The following is a 19,599-nucleotide window of genomic DNA, read 5'->3' as shown; positions in this document are numbered from 1 at the left end:
GCGAGTTCTGTCTTAGCTTTTCACACATATTGGAAGTTAAAAGCACTTATTCCCGCCCTTCTAGTTTATGTTGAAGCACACTCGCAAGGGGAATACCAGCTTCCACTAATCGATATACCAGATTAGAATACCGTTGTAGGATTGCCTTATCACTACGAATCTGCTGCTCAAAGCTGTTCCAAATACGGTTTAATAATTCGGCTGTCTGTTTTCCATTCCCACGCTGTTCATTCCAAAGGTCATGGACAGCGTTACTCGCACATCGATTTAACCATTCGAGGGTTGGTTCTGGTGCAAACTGCCAACCAATACCATTAAGCATTGTAAGAAAATGGCTATAGGCGTAAGGATTATGCCCAACTACGCTAACCCACTTGTCAAAAATATCAATAAAAAGGTGGGCGTACTGCCAATCATCCTTAATACGAGAAGTACCATACTGGGTAAAGATAATCAGTTGTAATACTTCCCCACTATCCCGCTCAAGGTAGTTATAATTGGTGTTTATAGCAATTTCTGGACTATCCAGTACCCAGTTGCAAATTTCTTTCCAAGTTTCTAAAGCTTGTGCTGTTGGCCCCTCAACGTAAGCGATTTGATGATTGATATATCCATTCAGAAGATCGGCTGTCAGTTCTAGAACCTGAGAGCAATTGTCTCGCAATGGTGTCAAAATGTGCTGGCGAGTTTCCTCAACACTTAGCGATTTTGCCAAATATGCTGCCCAAGTAAAGATAAATTTATTCCACATATAGGGCTTATGAGACTGGGAATATAGTTCATCTTCTATTGGCAAGTTATCTGCGAGTGTTCGAGCTACTAAATCATCACAAAGCTGGAGCAATTTGTTTTTTGTGGCTGAGTCTCTACACAGTTCTGTAAGTGGCAAAGTATAAAGCCAATACTCAACATTCCCTCGAATAAAAACAATTTTTCTTACTGTGGGGATTCTAGGAAGCTCTGGAATTTTGTCTTTTGCTAGATAGTCAAAGTAATTATGAATAAGATTGTCTTTCCAAGTTTCTAGCTTCTTAAAACTGGGTCTAAATCGTCCAACATGAGTTCCATAGTAGTAAATTTTACCAGGAATTTTAGTTCCATAGTAAAGTTTTCCAGGAATTATAGATAGGGAGAGACAAAGGCTCAAAACATTCCAGCATAATCCTGGATCGATATTCCATCCATTTTGCAGACCAATAAATACTGCTTTTACCACTTCTCCATTATCGGAAAAGTGTCTCACTGACTCACTTATTAACTGGAGAATCTGCTGGCGTATTTCAATATCTGCTACGCCATGAGTAGTTAGTAAGGCTAAACCCCTCCCCGCATAAACTTTCACACTATCAGGTGAAATAGCATACATGGATGCTTCAGTCATACGAGCAGCCGAAAGTAAAATAGCAGAACACCATTCCAAATGGTTCTGTGTTCTTGTCCACTCAAAATCTGCAATGAGAATTGCTGTGGCAACACCAGCTATTGCCCGAAGACGAGTAACACCACGAATATCTTCTTTATTTGTTTCAATAAAGTCTTCAGATGTCTGTAATTCCTTGGCTGCGGCAACCGCCTCTTCTAAAGTCATTTGCTCTTGTGGTTTACCATCTTTAATAGTTTGTTCTGCCCATAGGTATACACCAAGCCAACGTTCCCATTCAACATTAGGAGCAGAAAGTTCCTCATTCCGTTTTCTAATTTCTTCGGGACGCTCCACCCAGATTCGCAAATGCTCACCTGCTTGCTGGGAACGATAACTTTCTATCTTTCCAAACACCTGATAGTTCACCATCTTTTCTCGGAGAGCAGCCACAGCGTTTGGATCTGATTTTTCTTCTTCATAACGAAAGGGAAGGTTTTCTGTAAAATTCTCAACTGCCTGCTCGAATGGAACTCTTAAAGAGTCATCACTCGACAGAACGTAATACATTGCTAAAATTCTAATATCCTGTGAACGCTGTCCTCTTTTATTTCGCCTTTCCAGAACCGCGTAAAGCCAGTCATTACTCCGATCAAATCCCCAATTATTAAAAGCACCCCATGAATTGGTGCTGTCATGAGCTAGACGACGCATATCCATTTCCCAAATATTGGAACAGCTTGCGATTGGCAACACTACTTTTAAACATTTTTTGGGATAAGCAAGTGCCATACTTAAGCAAATACCTAGTACAGCAACAGAATTGCTCCCACACAACACCTTCTCAAAAAGAGCTTCAACATCTCTACCTGCTTCAATCTGTCTCTCCATCCACTCTTCTAATGCCATCAATGCAGAAATTACAGGATATGAGCCATTAGTTGTTCCTCGAAACCAGCAATAAACTTGAGCATCACCCCAAAAATCACGAGAGCCAGATGGTAGGTTAATAGTGACTGGTAGAGAAGTTAATTTAGGTTGGTCAAATTCTTCTCGCTGTTCATACTCACGCCATTTTTCAGATGCAGTATTGGCGAGATTGTGGACTAAACGCAGTCCTTCATCCTCATTCTTAAGCAAGAGATATAAAAACGGTCCTTGAACAGGTGCAGGTGGGGAAAAATTCAAGATATCGTTTATACCAAAATTTCTATCTTCTGACGAGCTAGTTATTCTTATAGGAATACTAGGATAATTTTTTGGATTGATTGGCTTTTGGATAAGTACGCTGATTACAAAATCAACAAATTCTCTTGAGATTGAATCGACAAGAGGCGTAAAGTCTTGAATTTTAGAAATTACATCCTTTTTGGCGTCATAATTCCCAGAGTTAGCGAGTTCGCCGAGATAAGAGCCAACTTTCTCTGGCAAAACATCTGCTGAGTGCAGCACAATTCTGTGTAAGCGGTTTTCGTATTCATCATCATATCTCGACATTAGCAACCTCTCCTTGCTTCTTCTTCCTTAAGTAATGCGATCGCTATTTCACCGATTTCTTTTCGATAAATAGATCCTATTGGCGACTTGATTTGCCAAATCTCCATGAGCTTAACAACTTCTGGGCGAACGGTGGTGGGTAAATCATTGAGGCGTTTTAGCAACCAACCCATGAAAGGTTGCCATACTGACCATCTTGGAATTGGATCGCTCATTAAAAGCGAATTTACGCGATCGCTTGACTGTAGCTCTGCTTCTGTAAATAAACGCTCTAGTGAAGTGTTCGGCATCACTTCCAATGTTCGGATTGCAACCATTAACTCGATAAGTCGCCGTGCATTATCAGCTATGAGTAGCGGTTCAGCTTTATCAAGCAATTCGCTGGAACGTGGAGATACTAGAAGTGCAGTCAGTAATGCTTGCCGCCATCTAGGAGAAAGTTCCGAAGCTTCCTCAAATTGCTCTATCAGTTGTATCCAAGCATCTGCTGTGTTAGAGTTTTCTAACGAAGCTAACCCTACTAATTGAACAGCTCTATATAAACCGAACGGTTCGTCTAGTTCTTGAAGATAAGTAGACAGTTTCTCACGACGTTGATCCAAGACGCGAAATATTACCCAGTCTTCCAGCAAATTATGACTAAAGTGATACACTTCCCGATCTGGGTCTTGTACAATGATTCGATCTGCCGTGAGAGAACTAATTGACTCTGGAGTAAAAATCTCTTCAACAGTAAAATGCTTACCTGGAGATTTAACAACCTGTTTACCCAATTTCAAAAGGGAATTTTTTCTATCATGACCAGAGACCAAACCTTCATTACCAACCAGTCTGTTCCACCAAACTTTACTGATTTCAATCTCTGTAGCAACAGGTGGTAAGTATTCTGGATTTGGAAGCATACGTGGGTCTTCCAGAAGCCTCAACATCAATGGATTTTTAAGAATCGGCGAAAGCTGACTCAGAGATAATAATGGTTTGAGCCGAGGACTGTGTTCGACAATGCTTTGGAGTTCTTCTTCTGTTAATTCTGGTACTTGCAACCTTGTTGGTTTTCCTAGTGCTTGCCACTTCAGCCATCTGTAGACATCTTGAAGATTTTCTTCCCGTGCCGAGAACACAACTTTCCAATGCCGAGAACCATCTTCGCTGAGTGGAACCTCTGCTAACGTGCGAAGTAAGTCATTCACGACAGCACGTTTACCTGTGTCAACAATCCGATCGATCCCATCAATGAAAATAGTCGGTTGAGAACTTCCGCTTAATGCTACGAGAAGTTTATTCAGTGGTTGACTGAGTTGCAGAGAGCTGGCATAACTACTCCAACCTGTCCCGGTGATACGATCGCCTGAAATAACTAGAACTTGACCTTGGCCTCCTTGATGCTCAACAAGAGTCTTCAATACGGCTGACTTACCAACTCCAGATGAACCTACTAACTCAATTAGCGATGCTTGTGAAAGCTTTTCTAGAGCATCAATGATTATCTCGGTTCGACTAAGAGTTAAACCTCCAATATCTACTCGGATATCCCTTAGCGCTAAATCTGATTCTTGTCGTACCTTTTCAAGATCATAGCGACAATCAATGGGTGAGAGCAAGGCAAACTTAGCCTGCAATTTTTGTCTCAAAATATCTGCATTAAAGCTACCAGCAGTTATATTTGCCTGAGCAGCCACATCAACAAGTTCAGTAAAAAGTTGCGGTGCTTCATTTTTTTTATCAGTATTTAGCAGATGACTCACCATCTCAACAGTATAGCTATAGTCACGCGAACCATCTCGCTGAAAATCAAAATGCAAAATAACCATCGAGCGCAGGAAGTCCCACAACTCATCATCGGTTACACTACTCCCTAAGTAAGTATCTAACTTGCCACGAATCAATTTGATAAAGCTACGCTGAGTTTGATTTGCCAAACTTTGTTGATTAATTCTCTTGAGAAAGTCGTTTGAATCTGTACTGGTACGCGCCCAAGTAAGAACGCTTTGATAGTATTCATCAATATTTTTTGAATAAAGCCCGATTCCAATCCCAAAGCGGTCAATACCAATATGAAATTCCGAAGACTTGAAAGTTTCCCAACAAGCTTGGATTACTTCATCAAAGGTTTCGTCTTTTTCACCGAAAGTTAAATCTCGTTTAATCTGGAGAGCAAGCTTAGCCTCCCCAACTGGAAGCTCCGAAACAATAATGAGGTCATCTAGTGGCTCTCGCTCATACAGACGCTGAAAACGGACTTCTCGTGTTACTCCTGCCTCTTGACCGCGAGGAACTGCTTGCAATAGCAATGCTACTAAGTAGTAAGCACCAACTCGTTTTTCGTAATCACTTCCAGCACCTCCGGTTGAGATAGGGCTTGCAACTTTTGTCATGCTGATACTCAAGAGCGCTAATCTAATATTGCCTATTGCCAATTTACCTTAAAGTCGCTATCCTCCCTATCTTAAGATAATTATACACTAAAACTGATGTTAATAAAGAATTGCATTGCCTATCTATGCTAACCAAACAATTCCTGTAACGGAATTGAAAATCGCGATCGATCCTCTCCACTAGCCGATCTAGCATAAGTGGCTTGATTGCGAATCGCTAGAATCTGCTCCTCATCCCGCAGCATCGACGGCGTAAACTGGTAACGCTGTTGCCGGAGGTCGGTCAAAGTCACTTTCAATTCATCCGGCTGTTTCCCTTGTCGCCGATCGCGATAGTAAATTTCCTCAGCACATTTTCTCACAGCATTGCCGACTTCAGCGGGCGTACAAAGCCTGTAATCCCTCAACAGAATCCGCCACTCATCATCCGTCCACGGCGACTCAGAAGCATTACGAAACTCAGGAAAATATTTTTTGAGATGAAGATTGAAAATCTCATACATCGCCCCTTCGTGAGGCAAATCCACAAAGAAAATATCATCAAAGCGACGAATTAATTCCGGTGGTAACATACCCAAACGATTAACTGTCGCCACGATATAAATTGGGTATTGATGCTCTTGCATCCACGTTAAAAGCTTCCCCGATAAGCGCCTAGAAACACCGCCATCTGCATTGGAATTCCATCCTGCAAAGCCTTTATCAAAATCATCCCAATATAGAATTGTAGGACTTAAAGCCTGAGTCAGTTCCAGCAGTTCGCGCAAAGCTAAATCTGGTTTGGAAGAACCGACAATCGAACCCCAATCAGCCGCCAACAGCGGTACTCCCATCTTCTTAGCCGCAAGTTTAGCACTCAGACTTTTACCCGTACCCGGCGGCCCCCAGAGAATCATTCCCTTCGGAAATTTGAGTCCGTATTTCTCTGCTTCTGGACTCAACAACGAAGCCACCTTTGACAGCGACTCGTCTAGCAAGTCTAAACCACCTGCATCCGGCACATCTGCCTCGGCAATAAACTCTAGGCCTCGCCCCCGTAGCTTATTAACCTTATGGTCGAGCACCAACCGCGCCATTTCCTCTACAGTCGAAGCAAAAGCTAGCGATCGCTCTAAAATTAACTCGATCTCACCTTGGGGCAACCCCTGGCAAGCTCGAACCAAAGCACCTTGCAATACCTCGTCACTTTTGTCATCAAGCCCAGGATGGCGATCGCAAAACAACTCCACCACCTTTTGCACTGCAACTCGGGACGGTAATGGAGTCGTCAGTACGGGAATCAAAGGCTGCAAGTTCACCGGCAGTTGTATGTAGTTTTCCAGCATCACCCAAAACTGAGGAGCCGCAGACCAAGATGAGTGATAGTAAGCATTTGCCAGTTGAAACCCCAGACGCGAACTCACCTGACCGGATTCGTCAAAATCTAACACTCCCTCAAGAATGTAAATTCCCTCTCTCTTACTCTCTAATAGAAACTCAAGCACGTCAGAATCTGGGCGCAAGTCACTATTTTGTAATATACACTCACCCTCTCCACTCACAATTTCCTGCAAGCAACTGTACCCTGAGTTCCAAAAGAAAACAGGCAAATGCAGCTCCTGCCCCCAATTGTGGAACTGTGCTAACACTCTGATTCGGTCAGGCGTGTAATACTCCAGCCCGACAATCTTAATGCCTCTTTGGGCCAAAGCGAGCCAGTCATTAATGGTACGCATAAATTCCACGGTAAGAAATATTCAAAGGTACTTTTCTCATTGATAGGCTACGGTCGAGCGTTGCCATCAGCCAATAGTTCTACAGCAGCCAAACCTCCTCTTAATTCTTAGGAATTATTTACCTAATTTCCTCAATATACATAATTATGTATTTCGGATACTCAAAAAAAGATACACCGAAATATTACAGAAATTTATTTCACAGGAAAAACTATTAATTATTATTAATGACAATAAAAAAAAGTAATTATAAATTTGATGAAATTTGAGAGCGCCTAACGGCGCTGTTAGCCGTGAAGTAGTTTAATTAAATCAAACTTTATGGCTACAACAACAGCTAAAAACCATAACTCTCGCCCATCCAATGGAGCGGTGACTTTGAATGGCAAAAGCAATGGTGCTGCTAAATCAAAGAGCCCAGCGACAGCTACCCAATCGCAGGTCAGTCGCCGTTCGACACTCACTGTAGAAGAGCAAGCAGACGCACTTCTAGACCGCGTGCGAACTACCATCCTGAAAAAATTTGGAGTCAAAATTCAACTGCGCGAAAAACGCCTCCAAACTAAGGTGGGTCACGCTACCAAAGAAAAACTTGGTTTGGATATTGCTGCTCAGTTGAAAAAACGCGGCAAAACGATGAACTGGCAGCGTTGGAATAATGAAGTGTTTCCAGCTTTATTCGGTCAACCTGATGCACTGCGCCACGACATCGAAGTCATTGCTCTTGTAATGGCCAAACTGTACGACGTTTTCGAGATTGACCCGCAAGAAGCAATTAAAGGTCTTGTCAAATTCAATCAAGAATCGCTTGCTAAGCGCAACAGCTATAACAAGCAGGATGAATCCGATGATGTGGATGACTTAGAAGATGAACTTGATGCTGATGAAGATGAGGAAACAGATGAATCCGAAGAAGACTTGGACGAAGACAGCGAAGATGATTTCGATACCGAGGAAGAAGAGGAGGAAGATGATGCTGATGAAGATGAGGACGAAGACGAAGATTTAGAATAATCTTTCACCCTCGCTCAAATTTTACAGCTTCCTTCACCGTCGCTCTTGTTGAATATGTAAAACTCTGCTCTACCTAAAAACGGTAGAGTAGAGTTTTTTATTTTATTCATATTATGAGTATTTTAATCAAATTTCATCTTTCAGGGAAATATTTAAAGTATTAATTACTTTCAATTTAATTAGTTTTAAATACAGTTATTAATATTTTATTTGAAAGTTAAGCCCAATAATTAAACTTAAAGAAGCAGCGATTGCTGCTGTGTATATGAACAAACTTGAATTCAGGAAAATTGAGAAATGAGAGTCACTGAAAAAGTTCAAAAGACTAATGCAACCCATACCGCTAAAGCTCATAAAACTCAGATAAAAGCCCTCGACAAGTGCATTAGTTACAACGATAAACTTCGCCTAATGGTACTAGAAGTTTTGAGAGAAGAATCAGGTCGAGAACTGGCAAGCGTTGCTCGCTTTAACGGCGGCCAATTTGATTGGGAGACACATAATGCCCAATTTCGCGCTGACTACAGCGAGACACCTTTAAAGGAATTGATGCGTGCTGGTCGCATCCTATACGGATTGACCGATATGGATGCAATCCGCGATCGCCGCGCCAAGCATCGGGGCATTCGCAATCAACGGCTCGCCCGTCAGAGCAGCGGAGTCGCTTCAAGCTCGCAAAGTGTGCATGAAGAAGTGGATGTTGCTGACGACGACATTAATGATTTGGATTGAGTTGCTTGAGCAACTAAGAATGTCAAAAATAGCTCGTTAAGAGCGGCTTCCCTACTCCTCATTCATTCTAGGAATGGGGAAGCTTATTGCCACCCGCCCACCCTTTGATTGAGAACTATTTTACTTTGTTAGGACTATATTGAACCTGAATGTGAATTTTAGAGGGCCAAAAAAAGGAGGAAAAAAGAGGACAAAACAACACATTTTTTCCTTCTTACACCTCCTATTTCCTACTTTTTTCGTCGCGGTCAGTATAAAGGCCTATCAAATTTGTAAAAAATCATTACTTTTAGCGTGATTTTTTGTATTTCAGACCCTTCTAAATCCTCCTAAATCCTCCTAAATCCTCGTAATAAGTACGCCAGTTGCGTAGCAAGCCATGTCAAATGTACGTACAAGAGTCGAATTTGAGCACTTTTTGCCAATTTATGGTTTTTGCAAGACTGCTATGAGAACAATTGGAAGGCAGGACTTGCGCTCACGCTGGCAAAGACCGCCTGGAGGAGAAAGTTTGATTGGGGTAATTTAAACTTTGTTCTTAGCTGTACGATCGCTCGCGTGAGTCGATATCGAAGCCCGGAATGAGTCAGTTAATGTAGTTTGTGCAGGAAAGTAGGAGGCTAACATCAAACCCATGCCTTTAGAACCCACATTCCGCACCCCCAACTGGCACATACGCGGATTGAGGGGGTAAAAGTGAATTATCCGAGATCGAGCGTGAGTAAAATACCCAAAATATCTATGCAACTAAGCATTATTCAGTTAGGAATTCCTAAAAATTGACATAAAGGCATGAATTAAATCTTCTTGACCCATAAAATGTCAATAATCAGACCATTAATAACTCTTAATTGCCAGCAGAAATTTCCAGAGATGTAACAATTATACATCACTGATAAATCAACAATTAATTCAACTAAAATCAGCCTTACTAATCCAGTAATTAACTTGATTTCACAGCAAGAAATAATAAGACAGACAGGTAACTGGAAACAAATTTAAGATGGCTAATCGTTCGGATGTCAAATTAGAAACTTGTTGAATCCCTTGAATACAAACGGCATGAATCGATTGAAAAGTTTGGAATATCCAGCGCAAACTAGGTCGATTTGTGACCTTGCCCAATTGATTTTTACGGTTTTATTAGTGAGTTGCAAGTTTTGCCGGAGTAACCTTTGACCTAAAGTATAAACCAACAAACATAAACCCATTATCAAAGTTAAAGCCTCGATTCTTTCTGGCGACTTGAGGAATACGCTATCCGTAAAAAATAGGGGGTCTTTCAGGAATCCAAACCCTCTCTCTGCCGACTGCTGTTCCTTATATTTTACAATCATTTCATCAGGACTTAATTGCTCTGCATCCAGCACATTAGTAGCTAATATAAATCTGCCACTAGCTTTGATTATGCGAGCTACTACACTAGCATCTATTTCTAGTTGTGCTTGAACTTTAAATATCAATCTAGAGCTAGATTTTTCGTGAGAAATAGTCAAATCAGTAGCTGGTTTTGCTGTCGCTTCTCTGCTGGTAATTGGGGTTAAATTATGATATTTTAGTTGTTTGGATAAACGACTTGCTGCTGCGGAGGCATCCGCTGAACAAGCAAATTCAATATTTGATAACTCTCGCAACTTTTTCTGACCCTCAACTTCAGCTTTTTTGAGGTTTTTTGATAATTTACGTTGGTCAGCATCACGACGTAAACGGCTCTCTACTACCAACCATCTTTGTGCTATTCCACCATAATTACTTTTGTGTTCTGACCAACGATATCCCGTCACTGAACTTTCATGAAATTCTGATTCATTTAATTGAGATACCAGTTGCTGCGCTTGTTTGAGGCTCAGCGCTACACGAGTTAACCATCTTAAATTCGTTAACATTTCTAAATTTGGAGCGGTATATAATGCACTATCTGCTACCATTAAACTGTTGAGATTTAATTTTTTTTTAAAGTTTTGACAAATTGAGGCAAATATGGAATTATCTGATTCATTTCCCGAAGCTACTCGTAAAAATAGTGGCACATCTCCATCTCCACTACAAATTAGGTCTAAAATGAATTGTTTTAAGTCTGGTCGATGGTCGCGAGAGTAGCCGTAGGTGAGCTGAATTGGTATTGGGGATGTTTGATAGTTGATTGATGAATTATCTGATTGATTGCCATCCATTTCTGTCTTATAAAAAGATACTGATGGCAATTCTTGCTCGTATTTGCCATGTAGATGAAATGAACTTGAGTCTAAGTGAGATGTGTCGGTATTTATCTCGAATTTTTGAGCTGCTGACAGGGAAATGGTTGTGAATATTTCTGTAATTACGGCCAAATATAACTTATCTAATACTCTCCCTAAACGGTCATCATTTAAATGTGATGCTTGAATCCCCGTTCCAAGTAAATGTTCTACTGCTTTCCCTTCAAAAAATTTAGAAAATAAATATAATGGGGCGGAAACCATCCCTAATCCATTGATAATCATGGCTTTGACTACTAAACCGGGACTGACTATTTCGCCCGGTTGTTCGCCTATTAATTCATTGATTTTTTGGACAATTCCTATTTCATCAATTAGACCGGCTATCAAGCCCAGATGATCCTTGTTTTCTACTTTCATCTGGGATGCTTTCTGCATGGCCTGCTGAATCCTGATTTGATTGTTCATCGCGATCGCCAGTTTACACTATTTTTGGTGATGATTTGTTACTATTGGCGAGCGCAATTAACGCTTTTTCGTCCGGTGAGCGCGTTACGGATACGTAATAAACTTGGTTTTTTACCGCTCGCAATTTTAACTGATATCAGATTTAACTCACGCCCTCACGTCAATTTTCCAGAATGGACTACTGGGTAATGCTGAGTGACCGAGATAGTTGAGTATTTCTACTCATCATGGTCTCGGATGATTCACTTTTACCCCCTCAATCCGCCTATGTGCCAGTTGGGGGTGCGGAATGTGGGTTAGAAAACAGTAACAAGCTGTTAATTTGCCGTAAGATTGTAAATGCCGTCAGGTAGCCCCTATTCTATATATTTGAATGAATCGCACGATTCCCGAACAAGAATCCCTCACCGTCGAGTTTAAAAGCGATCGCACTCGCCTGCCAGACAAAGACCTGATTGAAACCGTCGTCTGCCTTGCCAATACAGACGGTGGCTCCATTTACCTCGGCGTTGAAGATGACGGTCAAGTGACAGGTTTGCACCCCCAACACCAAAACCTGTCCACCCTAGGGCGTGTTTTCAAACTATAACCACAAACGAGTTTGAAAACAGGCACTAGGCTCTTACCATCAAATTCCGACTTTTTATGACTTTTTCTTGTTTGCGGAAATTGCTAAATTTATGCAAATGTTTCTCTACCAATGAATTTGCCGTCGATCAAGCGAAAAAACAAAAACTTCTGACTTTTCACGTTTTTTTATTGTTGTGGCATAAGAGTAAGCAATATAACATTTAATTGTTGACTGAATGATGAAACCAAGGGCTTAACAATGCAATGGTTGGTTACTCTTCCACAAGAAGATGAATCTAAATTGTGGCAAGAAATGGCATCAATAATCACTTGGGTAACCGTATCTATTACCTAAAGCTTCAAAATATCCGATTGCTAAAAAGTTGTGCATTTCAACAATTTTAATTTTAATAAAACTGTTGAAATGAGTAGTTTCAAGCAATTACCAAGTTAAAAGTTTGATACTCAAATCTGGCCACTAAGCCATTGTTGACAAGAAAACTTCACTCGATACTCACGTATCCAGGATCTACTTTGATGCAACAAACACTTCTCACAAAAAGTTTCAACGCTAAAGCTTACAATACTGAACTCTTTCCTATCCCAGATGTCCTGACTGTTCAAGGGCAGCGGTGTCTGAATGGGACGGTTTCGATTGAGGGTAACAAAGTGTCTTCTGTCACCATGATTGCGGCGTCGTTGCTCACTAACGATCCTGTCATTTTGGAGCAATCGCCGGATATGCTGGATCATCTGGTGCTTTGTAAGTGTTTAGCACAAATGGGCGCTTATGTGAATTATACGGAAAAGACATTACACCTTGCATGTCGCCAAGTCCATCCAGAGAATTCACTGCCTGTCGAGACATTCAACTCCGTACACGGAACCCTCTACTTGCTGCCAACACTCCTAGTGCGTCATGGCTGGGTACGCCTACCCAGGAATCAAGGCGGGTGCAAAATAGGCCTGCGTCCCGTAGAGCCTATGGCTGAAGTTTTGCGGATGCTAGGTGCCAAAGTTGTTTTAGGAGAAACGATCGAAGCATCTGTCCCAGCCAGCGGACTGAAAGGTTGCCATATTCAACTCAAATCGCGCTATGGACTGAAAAATAACAAATTTATCTCTAGTGCTACGAAAACGGCATTATTAGCAGGTGTCTTGGCTAGTGGCGAGACGGTGATTGAAGGTGCTTACTGGGGGCGCTCCATCATAGATCTCTGTTCTTTTCTGCGATCGATGGGAGCACAAATTGAGGGTGAAGGAACGCGCTATATTCGCATTCAAGGTGTTCCATCCCTCCACGGAACCCATTTCACTGTACCGAGTGACCCCCAGGTGTTGAGTACCTACATCGGTGCTGTGGCTATTACAGGTGGGCGAGTTCACTTTCAGCAGGCATCGCTTGCAGGCATGGATATTGAGGTAGCTGCTTTTCGCTCTATGGGAGTCAGCATAGAAGAGAATGCCGACACTGTAGTCGTTACATCTAAAGGTCGTCTTCAGCCCGCCACATTGACGACTGAGACACTTCCCACCGATATGGGTCCTGTCTTTGCCGTGCTGATGTCGCTAGCGGAGGGGCATAGCAGTTTGGAAGAGGTGATTTGGGAGGATCGCTTTGGCTACGCCTCCGAGTTGAGGCGCATGGGTGGGCTGAACAATCAACGTGAAAGGACGCTCTATTGCAATGGAGTTCCCACATTATCTGCTGCCAACGTTAATGCGCCCGATCTGCGATCGGCAGCGGCCTTAGTCTTGGCAGGGCTGGCTGCTCAGGGGACAACGCAGATCGCTGGCACAAGCCACTTGGCTCGCGGCTATGAGGCTTTACCACAAAAACTCAATGCTCTGGGTGCAAACATTCAACCTATTTTTGGAGGTCTAGCATGAAAGTTCTCGTAATGTGGCCGCCAAATATTCCTACGTATTTTAATGCTGGACACCACAATACCCTTTGGGAAACCAGTAACTATCTACGGAGACTGTCCTGTGTTTCAGAACTGCGGACTGTTGACGCTGGAGTTCTCAATTGGACTTGGGCAGCAGTAGCGCGAGAACTGATCCGAGAGCCTGATGTTCTAGCCATTCACAATGAGTTTGATACGATTCAGGGGATAAAAACGCTCATCGCCTACTGTCGCGAAATTTCACCCGGAACCCGCATCATTACATTTGGTCGGGCTAGTAGTAGCATTCCTGGATTTTTTCAGCGTTATGGACTCGATGCAATCGTAGCGTCTGGCGATTGGGAAGCAGGAATTGCACAATTCGTTGAGTGGTTATCAGGTTTACGTCAGCGACAGGCTATCACGGGATTGCTCCTACGCACCACCACTTCTGAGGAAGGTTACATTAACACGGGACAAGGCGTTTACTTGCCAGCCGAAGAGTGGGCGTTTCCCGATCCGCAGGAGGTTCCTTGGCATCAATACAACCGTCTCTATCAGGATGCCACTTTAGAGTTCAGTGGGTTGTCAGGGCGGCGTGAATTACCGATCACAATCTCACGTGGTTGTCCGATGGGCTGTTCTTACTGCTTGGTACCGCCAGCACAAGGATTGAAAGAGCGTCGCCGGAGCGTGGCTTCAATATTGGCTTATGCCGATAGAGCTCGACAGTTCTATGAGTTTGACTATATCTCAACTTACTCTCCCACTTTTACGCTCAGGCGCGATTGGGTCTTAGACTTTGCTAAAGCTGTTGAAACCCATCCTGCTAAATACGCTTGGAAGACTTGTACAACACTTCATCATCTAGACGAAGCCCTGGTTGATGCGATGGCGCGCTCGCGTTGTCTGCGAATTAGTGTTGGATTAGAAACTTTAGATCCAGGGGCTATTGCACTCTTGCCGAAAGCAAAGCGCACAACTGAAAATCACCTGCGAGAGGTTTCGCGTTGGTGTCGCGAACGTGGGGTTGAATTGAATTGTTTTGTCATGTTGGGGATGCCCGGTCAAACCCAAGAAGGTGTTGCATATACCTTTAAACTTGTGCGGGAAGTTGGTGCTCGTCTGCGGCCTACGGCATATACTCCATATCATGAACTTCGGGCTGACATGGATGAAGAAACATTCTTGTCACAGTGTCGGCAAATCGTTAGTAGTGAGGTGGTTGAGGGCTTAAGTCGCCGTGACTTTTACCGCCTTGAATTTGGCGATCGAGAAACTGTGCTTTCCGAGTTAGTTCTTGCTGGCACAACCTGAATTGAGGTTTAAGACGACTTTCTATCTCGTTTTATGCCCTTTGGAATTTGAAGTCATTCGAGCGTGGGAATCAAGCTAGTTCCCACGCAATTGCATCAATCACTTCAAGCCTTGAAGAGGTGGCAAAACCTTAACCCTTATTTCTGAACTGCGTTTCTCTATGAGCTACCGTTTATGTCTAAAGTAGACTACTCAAAATTTTGCCCACTCTTGCAGCGACAATTCTCGAATCAAGGGAAAGGCGTAATCCTGGTTTTGCTGGCTTCTGTCATGTTGTCACTGCAAAACGTCGTTGCCAGAGTGATCTTGAGCGAGCAATATCTCTTCGGACACTTCCGGGTTGGAGGATGGATTGCTCCCACTCTAGGAAACTCGCTTCTCGTTCTTGTGATGCGGATGTTGCTGATGGTTCCTCTATTAGCTTTTTTTGTAGGACCACAGCTTTACCCTCCTCTCTGGCTGGATTTAATGCAATTAATACAGGTAAAACAGCGCGGTTTGCTGAGTCGGATTATCGGTAGTGGGCTATTTTTATTTGTGTCTCAATGCTTTATGTATATTGCAATTGGCAATATACCAGCAGGTATTGCAATCACCGTGTTTTTTATCTATCCCACAGTTATCGTGCTGCTAAGTTGGCTTCTGTTTGGTGAGCGTCCCACCTGTGTTTTAGGTTTGGGAATGCTTGTTCTATATTTAGGATGTTTCCTATCAATTCCAGCTCCTGAGAGTTTAAAATCTGCCAATTTTTTGCTTGGTGTAGGAACAGCAATGGCAGCAGGAATAGCTTTTTCATTCAACGTTATTTTAACTCAAATTTGCTCCCAAAAGTTTAATTTTCACCCTGTTCCATTTAGCTTAATTAACATTTCAACAACTCTTGTTTTGTCTGGTTTTAGCATTGTTGTTTTTAACTATGTTCCTTTTTTCAAATTATTAAAAATCGCTAGGTTTAGTGTTGAACCTAGTGTGTGGCTTTCGTTGTGGAGCAGTGTTTTAGTTTTAGCGTTGGTTACGGTTGCTGGATATTTGCTCAATAACTACGGTATTTTTCTTGTTGGTGCTTCTTTGTCATCGATAATTGGATCTACAGGACCTATTTTTACTTCTACTCTTGCTTGGCTTTTTCTTGGAGAGTCATTGGGAAGCCATCAAATAGTTGGGATGTTAATTGTATCGCTTTCAGTCGCTGCAATTAGCTTTCATAAAAATAAAGTTCAAGCTATAAAAAATAATTCAACTTGACTATCAAAGTAAAAAGGAGTTTGAAAAAAAATGGTCTGCTCTAGCATTTAAGGTAACTTTAACCTAAAGATTTTAGTTATTTTTTGAGCTATCGTATTGAAAAATGTACACATTTAGGTTTTTAGGAGGATCGTTTGTGAAAATTAGTCTTGAAACTACGCCCGTTTACCAGTTAATGATTGCAGGTTCAGGTGCTTGGTCTCGTAATAGTTTTGTCGAGTCAAATAATTGGAGTTACTGCCTAAATCCTGTAATTTTGAATGAAATTGATAATGCAGTGCAAGAAGTTCGTCGAAATGCTAAAACGCTCCATAACGTCATGGAAAAATCTTTTTTTATTTCATCCTTTAAGGAGGCAGCTATCAAAGTGCTGCAAGAACTCAAAACTGGTTGCGGTTTTGTGGTTTTGCAGGGATTACCTGCCGAAAAATATACCGATGATGAAATATGTATGGTGTATTGGAGTCTCAGCCATCTTCTGGGCATAAGGTTGGTGCAAAACCTTCAAGAAGATCGGCTGTACTCAGTATTTGACAAGGGCTATAGCCAAGATGACTTGGCATTTAAATCTGGTGTACGCGGTACTCAAACCAGAGCACCTCTTGACCTTCACACTGATTCAGCACCTCTATTCCGAAACCAATCTGTTGATGTAGTTGCCATGTTTGTTCTTAGACCCGCAAAGAGTGGTGGAGACTCTTTACTGATTAGTGCTCAAGCTTTGCATAACATTATCCTAGAAAAATTTCCCAAATTACTGGAGCGTCTCTATCAACCTTACTACTTTGACCGCAGAGCTGAACTGCAACCTGGGGAAAGTCCAATAACATTGCTCGCTCCAATTTTTTCATACCAAGACTATCTAAGAATTCGATATTCCAAAATTCGTATTTTTAAGGGATATGAAGCAGAAGGTTTACCGCTCGACTCTAGTGTCACAGAGTCTCTTGAAATGCTTGAAAGTGTTATACAACAAAATCACCTTATTAGGAACATTCAACTAAACCGGGGTGAAATGTTGCTCGTTAATAATCACTTCGTTTTACATGGTAGAACAGCTTTCGAGGATGATATAGATCATGAAAAAAAACGCCACTTAATGAGAATTTGGTTGTCTTTTAACCCTTGATAAATTAATCACCGTTTCAGCAATAAATTAACATGAAATATATCTCTGAATTACCGCTCCCTTCTCAAACTTTCTCTCAAGATCCATACCGTTGCAAGCTAGATTTTGGGCAATGGGGAACGGCTCAGGCTCTGGCAAGAAAAGATATTATCGTCATTGTGGATACACTTAGTTTTTCCACGGCGGTCACAACTGCTGTGGCACATGGGGGGCTGATCTACCCCTGCTCCATAGCGGAAGATTCCGTAATTCTTGCACAACGGCTTGGAGCTGAAGTTGCAGTCAGACGTAACGAAGTTCCTCAAAAAGGGCGCTTTTCTCTATCTCCTCTAACTTATGTAGGAATGACCGCCGGCACCAGGATCGTAATTCCCTCTCCGAATGGTGGAACTTGTAGTGGCCTTGCTCAGACTGCTCCTTGCCTTTTGATTGGGTCGTTGGTAAATGCAAAAGCGATCGCCAGTGCTATTTCCCAGATGCTAAAAACAACCAATCTATGCGTGACAATTGTTTGCTGTGGAGAACGAGAATTAACTCTATCTGAGTACGGGGAAACAAGAATGGCGATTGAAGACTACTTAGGTGCAGGGGCTATTCTATCGTATTTAGAATATGAAAAGTCTCCTGAAGCTTGTGTGTGCGAAGGTGCTTTCCTCCATACCCATAAGCAACTAGAAGCCATGTTATTAGATTGTGGTACTGGCAGAAAACTTCGCGAATTAGGCTTTGTTACTGATGTACAACATGCTTCACAACTAAACTTGTATAGCAGTGTTCCCATAATGGGAGTCGAAGGTTTTGTTTATGACCACCTTAACCTATGTAAATCTTTCCATAGCGAGTTTAAATAAATAGAAAAGCCCAACAGGCAACAGCTTTTTCAAGCTATTGCTGTTTGCGACTCGACTGCTCCCAAAACTTTTAGTGTCGATTTTTGAGCCTCTGTCAAACCTGTAACATCTGTAATGTTCATCTGTTCGTAGGGTCTTACAGACTTTAGAACTTTAATGCACTCACCAGTTGCTATGTTCCATATCTGCCAAGCTTCGTCTTGGCTCACGCTGGCAAGAAGTTGACCACTAGAATTGTAGGCAACTGAACGTGCTGAATCCGTAAGAATATTAAGTGTTTTATAGCATTCCTCAGTGCTAATACTCCACGCCCTTACGCTTTGATCTCCGCTGCTGCTAATAAGTATGTCCCCATCATTACTGAAAGCAACGAAGCGAACCTGATCGGTATGCTTTGTCAATGTTTTGAAGCACCCGCCAGTGCTAGAGTTCCAGAGCTTTATGGTATGGTCGCCGCTGCCACTGGCAAGAGTTTGCCCATCAGGGCTAAAGGCGACTGACCAAACTCGATTAGTATGTTCTTGCAATATCTGTTGAACTTCCCCAGTGTGGACATCCCAGAGCCTCACTGTATGATCTTCCCCCCCACTGGCTAGGGTTTGCCCATCAGGGCTAAAGGCGACTGACCAAACTCGATTAGTATGTTCTTTCAATATTTGTTGAACTTCGCCAGTTTGGACATCCCAGAGCCTCACCGTATGATCTTCCCCCCCACTGGCGAGGGTTTGCCCATTGGGGCTAAATACAATTGAGCGTATACGGTTGGTATGCCCTACTAGGGTTTTAAGACACTCCCCAGTCTGAACATTCCAAAGCTTGATGACATGATCCCCGCTACCACTAGCAAGCATTTTTCCATCGGGGCTGAAATTTACAGACCAAACCCAATTCGCGTGACCTCGCAAGGTTTTGCAACACTCTTCAGTGTGGATATGCCACAGTTTGATCGTATATTCCTCACCCCCAGTGGCAAGAATTTGCCCATCAGGGCTGAAAGCGACAGACCGCAACCAGTTGGTATGTCCCAAAAGTGTTTTGCAACACTCTCCCGTGTTAGCATCCCAGAATTTTACGGTGTGGTCGCTACTACTAGCAAGGGTTTGCCCATCGGGACTGAAAGCGATAGACCGCAACCAGTTGGTATGTCCCAAGAGCGTTTTGTAACATTCTCCAGAGCTAACCTTCCAAAACTTCACCGTTCGATCGTCACTGCCACTGGCAAGAGTTTGTCCATCGGGGCTG

12 protein-coding genes and 1 pseudogene are annotated in these 19,599 nt (G+C 42.5%); 8 read left to right on the top strand and 5 right to left on the bottom strand.

Annotated elements, in window-relative coordinates; all coding sequences use genetic code 11:
* Positions 1–46: 46 nt before the first annotated feature.
* The 3 genes from JGK14_RS00850 to JGK14_RS00840 form a co-directional block, all read right to left on the bottom strand.
* A complete protein-coding gene (locus JGK14_RS00850; RefSeq protein ID WP_325314596.1) occupies positions 47–2,857 on the bottom strand; it encodes a hypothetical protein in 2,811 nt (936 codons plus the stop codon).
* On the bottom strand, positions 2,857–5,232 hold the full coding sequence (locus JGK14_RS00845; protein WP_325314595.1) for an AAA family ATPase: 2,376 nt from the start codon (positions 5,230–5,232) through the stop codon (positions 2,857–2,859). Before JGK14_RS00845 ends, JGK14_RS00850 begins: the two co-directional genes overlap by 1 nt.
* Positions 5,233–5,360: 128 nt before the next feature.
* Positions 5,361–6,947, bottom strand: coding sequence for an AAA family ATPase (locus JGK14_RS00840; protein ID WP_325314594.1), 1,587 nt, complete (start codon positions 6,945–6,947; stop codon positions 5,361–5,363).
* Positions 6,948–7,268: 321 nt separating this feature from the next.
* Here JGK14_RS00840 and JGK14_RS00835 point away from each other — a divergent pair, with 321 nt between their 5' ends.
* Both JGK14_RS00835 and JGK14_RS00830 read left to right on the top strand, forming a co-directional pair.
* A complete protein-coding gene (locus JGK14_RS00835) occupies positions 7,269–7,961 on the top strand; it encodes a hypothetical protein (protein WP_325314593.1) in 693 nt (230 codons plus the stop codon).
* 297 nt (positions 7,962–8,258) lie between these two features.
* On the top strand, positions 8,259–8,693 hold the full coding sequence (locus JGK14_RS00830; protein ID WP_325314592.1) for an aminoacyl-histidine dipeptidase: 435 nt from the start codon (positions 8,259–8,261) through the stop codon (positions 8,691–8,693).
* Positions 8,694–9,647: 954 nt separating this feature from the next.
* On the opposite strand, the pseudogene JGK14_RS00825 reads toward JGK14_RS00830, so the two are convergent.
* Positions 9,648–11,329 (bottom strand): annotated as a pseudogene (locus tag JGK14_RS00825) (IS1634 family transposase).
* Between the two features lie 403 nt (positions 11,330–11,732).
* Here JGK14_RS00825 and JGK14_RS00820 point away from each other — a divergent pair.
* From JGK14_RS00820 to JGK14_RS00795, 6 genes are all read left to right on the top strand, one after another.
* Complete coding sequence (locus JGK14_RS00820; RefSeq protein ID WP_325314591.1) at positions 11,733–11,948, top strand: AlbA family DNA-binding domain-containing protein; 216 nt, start codon at positions 11,733–11,735, stop codon at positions 11,946–11,948.
* 518 nt (positions 11,949–12,466) lie between these two features.
* Positions 12,467–13,819 carry a UDP-N-acetylglucosamine 1-carboxyvinyltransferase gene (locus JGK14_RS00815; protein ID WP_325314590.1) on the top strand — a complete coding sequence of 451 codons (1,353 nt, stop codon included), beginning with the start codon at positions 12,467–12,469 and terminating at the stop codon, positions 13,817–13,819.
* Positions 13,816–15,132, top strand: coding sequence for a B12-binding domain-containing radical SAM protein (locus JGK14_RS00810; protein ID WP_325314589.1), 1,317 nt, complete (start codon positions 13,816–13,818; stop codon positions 15,130–15,132). Before JGK14_RS00815 ends, JGK14_RS00810 begins: the two co-directional genes overlap by 4 nt.
* A 174-nt stretch (positions 15,133–15,306) precedes the next feature.
* A complete protein-coding gene (locus tag JGK14_RS00805; RefSeq protein WP_325314588.1) occupies positions 15,307–16,377 on the top strand; it encodes a DMT family transporter in 1,071 nt (356 codons plus the stop codon).
* Between the two features lie 136 nt (positions 16,378–16,513).
* Positions 16,514–17,506, top strand: coding sequence for a TauD/TfdA family dioxygenase (locus JGK14_RS00800; RefSeq protein ID WP_325314587.1), 993 nt, complete (start codon positions 16,514–16,516; stop codon positions 17,504–17,506).
* Positions 17,507–17,538: 32 nt separating this feature from the next.
* Positions 17,539–18,357: a 2-phosphosulfolactate phosphatase gene (locus JGK14_RS00795; RefSeq protein WP_325314586.1), complete on the top strand. Its 819-nt coding sequence runs from the start codon at positions 17,539–17,541 to the stop codon at positions 18,355–18,357.
* A gap of 29 nt (positions 18,358–18,386) precedes the next feature.
* Here JGK14_RS00795 and JGK14_RS00790 read toward each other — a convergent pair.
* A partial coding sequence (locus JGK14_RS00790; protein ID WP_325314585.1) for a WD40 repeat domain-containing protein occupies positions 18,387–19,599 on the bottom strand: 1,213 nt, incomplete at its 5' end.

Source organism: Microcoleus sp. PH2017_28_MFU_U_A (assembly GCF_020738035.1).
Lineage (GTDB): Bacteria > Cyanobacteriota > Cyanobacteriia > Cyanobacteriales > Microcoleaceae > Microcoleus.
The sequence above is the reverse complement of the archived record's forward strand: the minus strand, read 5'-3'. Positions and strand labels throughout refer to the sequence as shown.